Genomic DNA, 12,958 nt, shown 5'->3' with positions numbered 1-12,958 from the left:
TTCAAGTGTGTATTCCAGTTCCTTTTATTTGAGACCACCAACAAGGAATAAAGTCCGGTTGCCGGGTATGGTAAAGGATATTTCATACCCTCCCCTGCTGGACTTTCTTGCAGCCGGACGACTTATTTCACCTGTTTCAGGATTATAAAGTTCAGGCTCTGAGGTTACATCCACCCAGACCGTTAACTCTTCCTCCTTTTCATTGTAATTAGTAAAATTATAGATTCTCTCCTTATCCTTAATATAACGGGATACCCCTACTCCGTAGACTCGTTCTCCGTCATGGATATAAGGATCAATTAATCTGGCCGGGTAACTGGATAAACTATGTGCCATTTCGTCTACCCCTTTACGGATTTCAAAGGGAAGCTCTACCGTATCCTGGCAGTAACGAATTAAGGCAGATATCTTATCAAAGGTTATATGCTTTGTATTGTCAAGATCTGGCAGCTTTTCAGTCCTCATATGGGAACCATCTTTTGCAACCACCTCTTTCAGCTCGGATTCATAACTTAGGATACAGCCGCCGTTCTCAGAGAATTCATTCAAGAGCCTGACCATGTCCACTGTAAGGATTTCCGTTAACGGCAGGATAAAGACCTGAAAGCGTTCTTTTGATAAGGTGTTAACCAGTTCTTTTCCTTCTACTCTGAAATTGCAGGCAGCATCCCCATGTAAAATATCATAATCCAGATTTTTATCCGTAAGACCGTTGCACAAAAGCTGGAACTGATTATCAATAAACTTAGCCCGCTCCTCCTTAATCCAGGGTCCTTCCTTCCAGAAACCAGTCTTAACCGTAAGGTCCGGTTCAAAATAATTCCAGAAGGTCTCCATTGGGGTATACACAAGGATTTCCGCCTCATGTCTGCCGTCACTTAATAGTTTCATCATACGGTTAGCCATTTTTACATAGCCCGGCATATAATCCCAGTATTTCCACTGGTAAAAATAAGAGGGCGGAAAGTCCTTGCTTCTTTCGTCTCTTATGGAGTAATAGAAACCATGCATAATAATTAAATTAATTCCCTGCTGAAACAGCCAGTTAGAGATACGTACCATATCTTCATAGGTTATATCCCAGCCGGAGGCGCCGAACGCTTCACAGGCAATACGGCTCTTACCGTAACTATGGCAGGCACTTACTGCAAATTTCGCATCCAGGCTTCCGATACCATTTCCCAGATGATCGATTGCAGGTACGTGAAAATACTGATATCCCCGAAGCATATCCCCCCCAAAATAGGATTGGGCAGCGATCGTCTCTTCCCCCAGAAAATGTCCCATTGACTTCATATTATGCTGATTACACCAATCATAAACCTGTTTAAAAGTGGCTTCGTTATAAAGGTCTGATATGACATCATAATAATCATAACGGAATTTATTAGACCGGCCGGTTTTGCGGATTAATAATGGTAAGAAGGGCAGCATATCATAGCCTTTTCTCTTTAAGAATTCCTCCGGCAGGGTTTTCGTCCAGGGCATGGCATTGCAGAACCTGGTTTCATCCATAAAGATACCGGATATGATTTTACCGAATTCCTCCCCCATTTGTTCTAGATATTTTTCATGGGTTTTTTCAATAAATACGCCAATGGCTTCTTTGCTTAGATAATCCACGCATAACTTTCCAACCGGCTCGTACTCATCGACTGCCACATAAACTTTTATTATGTCTGTTTCTTTTTGGGCTGTAAAGTTATATGGGTTTTCCTGAATCATGAGGTCTTCTATTTTGTCACCGGTGAAGGCCGAAACCGCAATATAATTCCTTCCAGTTAAATCCAGTACAAAACTTTCATTTTCCTTTAAGTGTATGGTTTCAAACTGTAAATAATGCTCCCGGTATTTTTCCTCCAGGGTTATTGACCAGGAACAGTTTCCGCTTGGCCAGTTATTTTCATCATAAAGCCAGATTTTCTGTCCATTTTCCTTGCAGTTTTCTATTACACTTTTTATCCGGTCGAACCAATCCTGACTGAGATATTCATTTTGCAGTCCAAACCTGGAATGGACCACCGGCTGGTTTGCAGAAATCCGCTTCATAATTGCTAATTGTTCTTTTGTTCTCTCATCCGTTATTTCGTCATTCCAAAACCAGAAACCGGATACGCTGTAATCCGGGTCCGTGATGGGATTTAGGAAAAATTCTTTATCCATGGGCATACTCCTTATTATTTTATTGTAACGACTTATCTGCCAGGAAAACGCTGACGCACCAACAGCAATTTCATTTGAAATGGTACTGCTGTCTCTTGCCCTCCAGACTTTTTGTTTCATAGGAATTTCAGAGGATTTACTTATTCCTAGTTAAAATATAAGAAAACTATACGAGATGCAGATATGCAAGCCAACAGACAAGCCGCTTTTATACCTACTACTAGTATAGTTTACTTTTAGTATCTTTTTGTTATGAATATTGGTGTACTTTTGTTGGGTAGATATCTTAGTTGCCTTTCAATTCAAATAAGGTCTGCTTTCCTAGTTACTTATGACCAGTTGTATTACCCTTTGTTCTACCAGATGTGCCATTTTAGTGATTTCCTCTTCCGTATTCAGATTGGGCAGAAAACCTGCCGCCATGGTGGCATGACCGCCTCCATCTCCTAATCCGGTAAGGGCTTCTTTAATTATTTTTCCGGCATCTACCGTCTTTGCTTCACTGCGTACCGAAAACTTAAGACCTCCGACCCGGTAAGAATAAACGAGAGTAAAATCGACTTCCGATAAGGTCATTAAGAAATCGGAAATACTGCCAATAATGGCTTCAGAACAATCATCTCCTATTTTAGCAATCCCGATTCTTCCGTGGAGCCTGAGGTTAGAGATTGCCTCCTGATAGGCGAGAAGGTCATTTCTCCTAAGACTGCTGCTTTCAAAACTTAACAGAATATCCTTATCCGCTCTTTTATACAGGTGGCAGAACATATCTACATCCAGATTCACTGCCCTTCTGGTCAGATTCGCAGTATCCATCTTAATGCCGTAGGCTAGCGCAGTTGCTAACTCTACCGGTATCTCGATCTTATTCTCAATAAAATACCAGGCTATTACTGTGGAGCAAGCCCCCACCTGACTTCTTATATCATAGAAACGGTATTCGGAGACCTCCTGCCTGGGGTGGTGGTCGATACAGGCTATCTTTTTCCCGATAAAATTCACCATGTTAACGTTGCCCATCTGTCCGTCCACCAGTATAATTTCATCATCTTCGTTCATAACAAATTCTTTATTATTATATATCTCAATGTTCAGCAGTTCTATCATCTTTAAGGTATTGTACTTATCAGTCTGCCCATTATAACAGATAGTAGAGGTTATTCCCCTCTGGCTTAACAGATATTGTAACCCGAATGCAGATGCCAGCGCATCCTGATCCGGATAGTTATGCATCTGTATATATATATGCTCTTTGGTTATTACTTTTACTAATTCATCTAACTTTGTCATACCTGGGGCACCTCATAGAATACAGTGGGAACGGGTTCAAGGGTATTATACCGTATTCCTGCTAGAAATGCACGGGAAAATTATTACACTTATAAAAGGGGTGCAGCAGCAGTATGCCTGTTACATAACATACCTTCTACTGTACCCCAAAGAGATTACGTACTTTTTTATACCGCTGCATTTCTGCTTAGTAAGCCATCTTCTTATTTAATACTTGCAGTCAATTTATCATTCCTTACATCAATAAGAATCGTATCCTGTTCTCTGACTTCGTTGCTAAGGATCAATCTGGCACTTAACGTCTCGATATGCTTTTGCAGATACCGCTTAAGGGGTCTTGCACCATACACGGGATCATAGGCCTGTTCTGCTACAAAGTTCTTAGCTCCGGTGGTCAGTTCTATGGTAATTTCTTTGTCGGATAACCGCTTATTTAAGTCTGCAATCAGAAGTTCAATTATATTCCCGATATTATCTCTGGTAAGAGGCTTAAACAAAATGATTTCATCTAAACGGTTTAAGAACTCCGGACGAAAATGGTTTCTTAAATCATTCATTACCAAAGCTTCACAATTCTCAGAAATATTGCCGTCGGCCCCGATGCCTTCTAAGAGGAAAGCAGAACCTATATTTGAAGTCATAATTAATATCGTATTCTTAAAATCCACAGTCCTTCCCTGGGAGTCTGTAATTCTTCCGTCATCCAAAACCTGCAGCAGTACATTAAAGACATCCGGATGGGCCTTTTCAATCTCATCGAATAGTACAACCGAATATGGTTTTCTTCTTACTGCTTCCGTTAATTGTCCCCCTTCTTCATAACCTACATATCCGGGAGGTGCCCCGATTAATCTGGAAACGGAGTACTTCTCCATATATTCACTCATATCAATACGGACCATATTCTGCTCATTATCAAAAAGAGAAGCTGCCAGTGCTTTGGCAAGTTCTGTTTTACCGACACCGGTGGGACCAAGGAATAAGAAGGAACCAATGGGTTTTGCCGGGTCTTTTATTCCTGCTTTGGAACGGAGAATGGCATCAGAGACTTTGGTTACCCCTTCCTCTTGTCCGATGACCCGTTTATGAAGTTCTGTGTCCAGATGGAGGGTTTTATTTCGTTCACTTTCCGTTAACTTGGCTACCGGAACACCGGTCCATCTGGAAACGATTTTTGCAATTTCCTCTTCGCTGACATTCTCATGAACTAAGGTATGGGCTTCTTTTTTAACCTTATCCTCTTCTTCTGTAAGCTGTCTGGTAAGGGAGGGAAGTTTACCATATTTTAGCTCAGCGGCTTTATTTAAGTCGTAATTCCGTTCTGCTATTTCAATTTCGTTATTGAGGGCTTCCAGTTCTTCTCTATATTTTCTTACCTTTTCTACGGCTGCCTTTTCATTGTCCCATTTTGCTTTTCCTGCGGCAAAAATTTCTCTTTGTTCCGCCAGTTCTTTTCTTAAATCCTCAAGGCGTTCTGCACTTAAGCGGTCGGTTTCTTTCTTAAGAGCAGCTTCTTCTATCTCCATCTGCATAATCCGCCTTTGGATATCATCTAGTTCCGTAGGCATCGAGTCAAGCTCTGTCTTAATAAGGGCACAGGCTTCATCAACCAGGTCAATGGCTTTGTCCGGCAGGAATCGGTCGGAGATATAACGGTTTGATAATACCGCTGCTGATACTAAGGCGCTGTCCGTTATCTTAACCCCGTGGAATACTTCGTATCGGTCTTTTAAGCCCCTAAGGATGGAAATGGTATCCTCAACGGTTGGTTCTTCCACCATAACCGGCTGAAAACGACGTTCTAAAGCTGCATCCTTTTCAATATACAAGCGGTATTCATTCAGGGTGGTAGCACCGATACAGTGGAGTTCTCCTCTGGCAAGCATGGGCTTTAACATATTGCCTGCATCCATGGCCCCTTCTGTCTTGCCGGCTCCTACAATGGTATGAAGCTCATCTATGAACAAAATAATCTGACCATCACTGTTCTTAACTTCTTCTAATACTGCTTTTAACCGTTCCTCGAATTCACCACGGTATTTAGCTCCTGCAACCAAAGCTCCCATATCCAGGGCAAATATCTTCTTATCCTTAAGAGCCTCCGGCACATCTCCCCGAACAATTCTCTGGGCAAGTCCTTCTACTACGGCAGTTTTACCAACACCTGGCTCACCTATTAGAACAGGATTATTCTTAGTCTTTCTAGAAAGAATCCGGATCACATTACGGATTTCGGAATCTCTGCCGATAACCGGATCAAGTTTCTGGGCTTTGGCCCGCTCCACCAGGTCAGAACCATACTTCTCCAGCGTATCATAGGTTGCTTCCGGATTGTCGCTGGTTACCTTTTGATTCCCTCTTACGGACTGGAGCGCCTGCAAAAAGTCTTCTCTGGTAATACGGAAATTATGAAACAGTTCTTTTACCTCACGGTTCGGCTGTTTTAGCAGACTTAAGAAGAGGTGTTCCACGGATACGTATTCATCCCCCATCTGCTTTGCTTCATTTTCCGCATAAATCAATACCTTGTTCAAATCATTACTGATATATTCCTGTCCGCCGCTTACCTTCGGCCTCTTATTCAAAAGCCCGGTCACCTGGGCAGTAAAAACCTCCATGGTGATGTCCATTTTCTTTAATAATTTTTGAATCAGACTATCTTCAACCGTTATCAAACTGTACAGTAAATGCTCCTGATCAATTTCCTGATGTCCGTAATCCATAGCAGTCTTTTCACATTCCTGCACCACCTGCATGGATTTTTGTGTGAATTTGTTAATGTTCATAGGGTTACACCAGCCTTTCCACTTATATAAAAATTTAGTTTAAGTTAATCCTTATCTGTTCTATAACCACTATAACACCTATAATATAGTTTTGCAAGAGGAATTTTTACAATTTTAACGAATGATTTGACACCTGCAACAACGATTAAAGGAAGAAAGCTTTTATTCTGCTAAGTCAACTGATCCGTAACATAACAGTAACCTTCCAGATTCATTCGTATATCCTTATACTGTTCTTCCGGCGACATAATTACCAGATAGTCTCCGGGCATAATAATGGTATTTCCTTTCGGGATAATTTCTTTCATTCCCCTTCTGATTCCAACGATTAATACACCTTCCGGCCATGCAATTTCACTGATTTTCTTTCTGCATATCATGCTGCCGAGCTCTACTGGGAATTCATGGATTCCGCCCTTTTCCTCATCTAACATTTTGCTGCCATTGCTTTCAACAAATCTCTCAAGGAGCGCCTCATAGATTGGCTCGGTTTTTAATAGGTCTGAAAGAAACAGGGCAATAAAGGAACACGCTGCTACGGGAAGCATATGAACCAGCGTTCCTGACATTTCAACCGTCAACAAGATACTGGTTACCGGTGCTTTTACCGATGCCGATAAAACACCAGCCATAGCACATACTGCAAAATCCGCCAGGTATTGAGAGGGTACTCCCACATTCCTTGCTGACAAACCTACTATACTACCCGCCAGTGCCCCTACGGATAAAATAGGGAGAAATATTCCCCCCGGCACACCGCTTCCAAAACTTGTGCTGGTAAACAACAATTTAACAAGAAGTAAGACTGCCAAAAATACAATCCCCTTCTCGGCATTTTCCGATAAACGTATCAGATTCTGCCCTCCTCCAAGTACTTCCGGAAGAAAAATACCGCAGGGCAGGGCAATCAATAACGCAATACAGGGTCTGAAAGCTGCCGGAACTTTACTATACAGGGATTGAAACCCAAGAAGAGAGCGATTCATTAAGGTGCCGACAATTCCCGCTATGACACCTAATGGCAGCAGCCAAATATAAAGATTTATGGGTAATTGAGGTGTCGCTGTAAAATGAAGCACTGGTTTTAGTCCAAAGAAATTCTTAGAAACAAAATCTGCTGTCAGTGAAGCTGTGGTTGCAGATATTAGAATAAGTGGCGAAAAACTTCGGTGAACTTCTTCCAAAGCAAATATGATACCGGATAATGGGGCATTAAATGCTGCGGATAAACCGGCTGCCGCACCGCCTGTAATTAGATAGTTTTCTTCAATATGGGTATTGGTTAACTTTTTTGATAAGAGTTTTCCTCCGGCTGCTCCAATCTGAATAGAAGGGCCCTCCCTGCCTAAAGACAACCCAAAAAGGGAACAGACTAGTCCTCCGGCATAACGGACTGCCAGAATAGAATACCATTTCATTTTCATTCCATATAGCAGTACGCCTTCTGTCTGGGGAATTCCGCTTCCGGAAGCCATTGGCTCCAATTTAACAAACCACCCGATTAACAAACCTGCTCCTGCGATCAGTAAAAGCCATAGAACTATGTAATTCGGATGCCCTCGCAAATATTCATATAGTTTACCTGCATATTCCGTGCCATATTCAATACCAATACGGTAAAGAACCGTCAATAACCCGGCAAATACTCCTATTAATATACTTTTAAAAGCAATCTTCCATTTTGTCTGGTTGAAATTAGATAATAATTTGTGTACCTTAGTCTGCATTTTACTCTCACTTCCTGTCATGATTAAACTGTAAAAGCATCTCTGCCATATTAGCTATCGCGATGCCGAAAAGAGTTATCATATTGGACAATCAACAAGATACCTTTTCACTTTTTACATATCCTAAAATTTAACAGAGTCAATTATAGCACTAAACTATTCGAAAAACAAATATACTTGACAATAAAGATAGTTCTTCTGCCCCTAACTAACATATACCCTCAATGTGAAACGCCCTCTCCTTACCTTTAATTTTTTAAGATGAAATAAGTTAAATAGAATATTAAAAATGATCACTATGACGTTATTTCTGAGTAAATCATGACCTTATACGGCGGCCCGTACGGGGGTAATCAAATTAAAACCAAAGACCCAGCAGTATCCTGGCAGGCTTGTAATTTTTTTGTATTGGGAAGAACCCTCCTGGCACTTAAACCTGGAGAACTGCGCCAAGGAGGAAAAGAGCAACTGTCTGAACGAAGTGAGTTTTGCTCTTTTCCTCCTGCTTTAAGCAGTTCACCAGGTTTTAGTGCCAGAAGGGTTCTTTCCCTACAAAAAAATTACAAGCCTGCCAGGATACTGCCGCCCCCTTTTAATAACTCCCGTTCGCCATCACCAACGCCCCCCCAAGTAACATCTTTCCCCACTTAGAATATAATGTTAATAATAAGAAAACAGAAAGAAGTGTTACTTTGGCTATCAAAATTTTTATAGATCAGGGCCATAATCCAAGCGGTAACTTTAACAGCGGAGCGGTAGCGAACGGCGTGCAGGAATCCGAAGTCAATTATCAGGTCGGTATTGATTTGCAGAATTTATTAAATAGTGATCCCAGATTTGAAGCCCGTGTCTCAAGACCAACTCCGACTACCGTCCTTGGTACAACAAACACCACCAGTCTTGCGGAACGAGTCCGTCTGGCCAACGAATGGCCTGCGGACTATTTCATCAGCATCCATTGCAATTCTAATCCAAATCCCGCAGTCAACGGAACCGAAGTCTATATCTATCAGTATATGACCCAGGCAAACTGGCTGGCCGAACAGATTCTGAATGCAGTTGTTCAAACCGTAGGAACCAAAAATAACGGAATACGGGTGAATCAGTCCCTCTATGTTTTAAGAAGAACAAACATGCCCTCCTTACTGATTGAATTAGCTTATGTTACAAACGTTTCCGATGCACAGAAACTACGAGATGACCAGGCTCTCTTTGCCCAGGGCATCTATCAGGGAATACTCCGGTATTTTGGCTTCGCTTAAGTACAAAATTTTTGAATACCCGGCACTTTTTCTTATATACATCATATAGATTAATAAGAATACTTATTGGTTGGGATAGCTATGACAGACCAGGAGAGATACCAGATTACCAGTAATGATTATGCCGATTTATTAATTGAATATAACGGTAATATGGACGTTTTCAAATATTATCCCAGTGGTTCGATAAATTATATTAATGAGGATTTTGCAATTCTTCACATTCCGGTATACAATATGACCCAGGACAGTATCAGTAAGTATGGGTATTTTTCCATACCAACCTGCTTTGGCCTGTTATCTGTCTGTCAGAATACCAGTTACGAAGCAGACAGCCTGCCTAATGACCCTCCTCAAAATGAATTAACCGGTCAGGGTGTTTTAATCGGTTTTATTGATACCGGAATTGATTATACCAATCCTGTATTTCTAACTTCTGAAAATACGACCAGAATCCTCTCCCTTTGGGATCAGACTGTGGACAGTGACAGATATCCCGAAGGTTTTTATTATGGAACGGAATACAGCAGAGATAGGATTAATGAGGCATTAGCGGTCCCGGATCCTCTGTCAGTTGTTCCAAGTCTCGATGAAATCGGTCATGGAACTGCTCTGGCAGGCGTTGCGGCCGGTTCACCTGAGGACCAGCACAGTTTTTCAGGAATTGCACCAGATGCTGACTTTCTTATCGTTAAACTAAAACAAGCCAAACCATATCTGAAAGAATTCTTTATCATACCTGAAAATGCAATCTGCTATCAGGAAAACGACATTGTATTAGGTGTAAAATATCTGTTCCAGACTGCCAAACGGTTAAACCGCCCTCTGGTCATCTGCCTGGGTATTGGAACCGGGCAAAGTGATCATACCGGCAACCGGATCATCAGCAGATACTTAGCAGCCGTTGGTGCCGTGACAGGAAATGCCATCATTGTGTCAGCCGGTAACGAAGGAAACCGCAGACATCATTACTATGGAGCTATTGAAAATCCACTGGACACAGATAATGTATTTTTAAATGTAGGAAAGGATGAACCAGGGTTTTCCATGCAGTTTCGGAGTACTTCCCCCAACCAGTTCTGGTTTGATATCTATGCCCCTACCGGAGAATTTGTGGTCACTATTCCCCCAATTCCTAATAAAACTCTGGCATATCATTACAAGGACACTACTCTGGTAGTTGACAACAGCCTTTTAGAGCCTCAGACCAATACCCAATTGATGGTTTTCCGTATCCGTAAACCGGCTGCCGGAATCTGGCGGTTATATACTTATAATAAATTAGAATCCTTACCCATGCAGTTTCACCTGTGGCTTCCTATCCAGGATTTTATCAGTAAAAGTACTTTCTTTTACCGGTCGGATAACTATACCACAATTACGGCACCCGGTAACCAGCTGCGGCTGATCTGCAGCACTGCTTATAACCCAGCCGACAAGACCTTATATTATTATGCCAGTAAAGGTTTTACCATAAACAATGAACCAAAACCAGACCTTACCGCACCGGGGGTAGATATCATAAGCCCAACTACAAACAATCATTTTGCCGCCAGTACAGGTACCAGTATTTCTGCCGCCTATATAGCCGGAGTAACTGCTTTGATATTGGAATGGGGCATTGTAAGAGGTCATTACACCAAAATGAATACAGCTAACATAAAGCGATTATTAATCCAGGGTGCCGACCGTGATCCCTTAATAACCTATCCAAGCCCGGACTGGGGTTATGGCATCTTAAATATTACCAAAGTAGTTAATTCTTTGACTATGCTCTTGCCAAATACTACCTCTGCTATTCCCCCTTCCCCTTATCTGACCTAACCTGACCTTTCGATTCTTACTATAATCTGACACATTTTATGTAAATAAACATATATCTGAAATAATAATAGATAAAGGATATCAAAGCTATGAATGAGGAAGAAAAATATAAGGTAGCAAGCAACGCTTATGCGGATCTGTTAATAGAATATAATGAAGATTATAGCCGGTTAGAAAGTTATCCGAACAGCTCTTATAATTTAATCGATCATAAGTTTGCCGTGGTTCATATTCCGGTCGGTAATATGACACCGGACAGCATATCAAAATACGGTTATGCTACATTGCCAAACTGCTATGGCTTATTATCCGCCCCCGGTTATAATACTACGGGAATATCCAAAATCCGAAATATCCCTGATTTGGAATTAAGGGGCAGAGGGGTTTTAATCGGTTTCGTAGATACCGGCATTGATTATACTCATCCCGCCTTTAAGAATTCTGATAATACCACCAGAATCATCTCCCTCTGGGATCAGACGGTTGAGGACGGTAATTCTCCGGATGGGTATTATTACGGAACAGAATATGACAGAGATCTCATTAATACAGCTTTAAGAAGCGAAACTCCCTTATCTATTGTGCCCAGCACCGATGAAGTCGGTCATGGCACCATGCTTGCCGGCATTGCTGCCGGTACACCGGTAAGTAACCATGGCTTTATGGGGGTGGTGCCCAGTTCGGACTTAGCTATCGTAAAATTAAAAACTGCCAAACCTTACCTTAAAAAATTTTTTGCCATTCCGGAAGGCTCGGACTGCTATCAGGAAAATGATATTATTTTAGGTGTCAAATACTTAACTCAACTCGCGAAACGTATAAACCGGCCAATTGCAATCTGTATCGGAATGGGTACTTCTCAGGGTGATCATGAGGGACATGGCATCTTAAGCCAGTATTTGTCCTCCGTTATAGAAAATCCAGGCACTGCAGTTATCGTATCTGCCGGAAATGAAGGAAATACCGGACACCATTATTACGGTGAAAAAAAACCAAACAAAAGCCCTGATACAGTTGAACTTTTTGTTGCAAACCATGATTCCGGTTTTTCCATGGAATTCTGGGGCTTGTCACCGAATAATTTCTGGCTTGATATCTTTGCTCCTACCGGTGAGTTTGTAACAAGAATTCCGCCTCTCCTGCGGCATACCTTGAATATTACCCTTCATGATACCAGCATCACCGTGGACACCGATCCGAAAGAATCCCACACAAACAAACAATTTATCCTGTTTCGGTTCCATAATCCAATACCTGGTGTATGGAGATTCTTAATTTATGAAGAGAAAAGCGACCTGCCTTTAAAATATCACTTATGGCTTCCTATCAGCGGATTCATATCACCGGGAACATTTTTTACAAAATCCAATAATGAAACCACAATAACCACTCCTGGTAATTCCATCGGTCCAATCTGTGTTACGGCTTACAATTATGTAAACCAAAGCTTATATTACAATGCAAGCCGGGGATTTACACTGCTTAACTACCCCAAAGCAGATTTAGCCGCTCCCGGGGTTAATATATTATGTCCCACAAAAGACAGCCAGTTCGTGAATGCCACCGGTTCCAGCATTGCTGCCGCCCACGCCGCCGGAATAGCTGCCATGCTGCTGGAATGGGGTATCATTCGCGGCAACTGCACCACCCTGAATAATGCTTACATCAAGAAACTAATGATACAAGGAGCCCGACGAAGCTACAACCTGGAATATCCCCATCCGGACTGGGGTTACGGACTATTAGACATCTTCAGAACCTATCAGTTACTGACAGCAGACAGAACCAGAATATAAATTAAGGGCCGACTAAAATCCAAGGACTCATTTACTTGGGAATGCCCAAGTCAATAACCCTAAGATTTTAGTCAGCCTCTTTCGTAAACGAAATCTATAAGCCTTCCTTA

General features: G+C 41.8%; 7 protein-coding genes. 3 read left to right on the top strand and 4 right to left on the bottom strand.

The annotated features are described in order from the left end of the window. Positions 1 to 24 precede the first annotated feature (24 nt). The 4 genes from QA584_RS00895 to QA584_RS00880 form a co-directional block, all read right to left on the bottom strand. On the bottom strand, positions 25 to 2,163 hold the full coding sequence (locus QA584_RS00895; protein WP_278272644.1) for a glycosyl hydrolase: 2,139 nt from the start codon (positions 2,161 to 2,163) through the stop codon (positions 25 to 27). Positions 2,164 to 2,484: 321 nt separating this feature from the next. Continuing rightward, entirely contained in the window at positions 2,485 to 3,453 is a 969-nt protein-coding gene (locus QA584_RS00890) for a DHH family phosphoesterase (protein WP_278272643.1), read from the bottom strand. 203 nt (positions 3,454 to 3,656) lie between these two features. Continuing rightward, positions 3,657 to 6,239, bottom strand: a complete 2,583-nt coding sequence (clpB, locus tag QA584_RS00885; RefSeq protein WP_278272642.1) for an ATP-dependent chaperone ClpB — start codon at positions 6,237 to 6,239, stop codon at positions 3,657 to 3,659. A 170-nt stretch (positions 6,240 to 6,409) separates the two neighbouring features. Then, positions 6,410 to 7,966: a ClC family H(+)/Cl(-) exchange transporter gene (locus tag QA584_RS00880; RefSeq protein ID WP_278272641.1), complete on the bottom strand. Its 1,557-nt coding sequence runs from the start codon at positions 7,964 to 7,966 to the stop codon at positions 6,410 to 6,412. Positions 7,967 to 8,658: 692 nt separating this feature from the next. On the opposite strand from QA584_RS00880, the gene QA584_RS00875 reads away from it, so the two are divergent. The 3 genes from QA584_RS00875 to QA584_RS00865 all read left to right on the top strand — a co-directional run bounded on the left by QA584_RS00875 (position 8,659) and on the right by QA584_RS00865 (position 12,848). Further along, positions 8,659 to 9,228, top strand: a complete 570-nt coding sequence (locus QA584_RS00875) for an N-acetylmuramoyl-L-alanine amidase family protein (RefSeq protein WP_278272640.1) — start codon at positions 8,659 to 8,661, stop codon at positions 9,226 to 9,228. A gap of 81 nt (positions 9,229 to 9,309) precedes the next feature. Continuing rightward, positions 9,310 to 11,052 (top strand): S8 family peptidase, encoded by a 1,743-nt coding sequence (locus QA584_RS00870; RefSeq protein WP_278272639.1) that lies wholly within the window; start codon positions 9,310 to 9,312, stop codon positions 11,050 to 11,052. Between the two features lie 89 nt (positions 11,053 to 11,141). After that, the gene (locus QA584_RS00865) at positions 11,142 to 12,848 is read left to right on the top strand and encodes a S8 family peptidase (RefSeq protein ID WP_278272638.1); all 1,707 of its coding nucleotides are present in this window, start codon (positions 11,142 to 11,144) and stop codon (positions 12,846 to 12,848) included. Positions 12,849 to 12,958 lie beyond the last annotated feature (110 nt).

Source organism: Anaerocolumna sp. AGMB13025 (assembly GCF_029689925.1).
In the GTDB taxonomy this organism is placed as follows: domain Bacteria; phylum Bacillota; class Clostridia; order Lachnospirales; family Lachnospiraceae; genus Anaerocolumna.
This window is presented reverse-complemented; position numbering and strand designations above follow the sequence as displayed.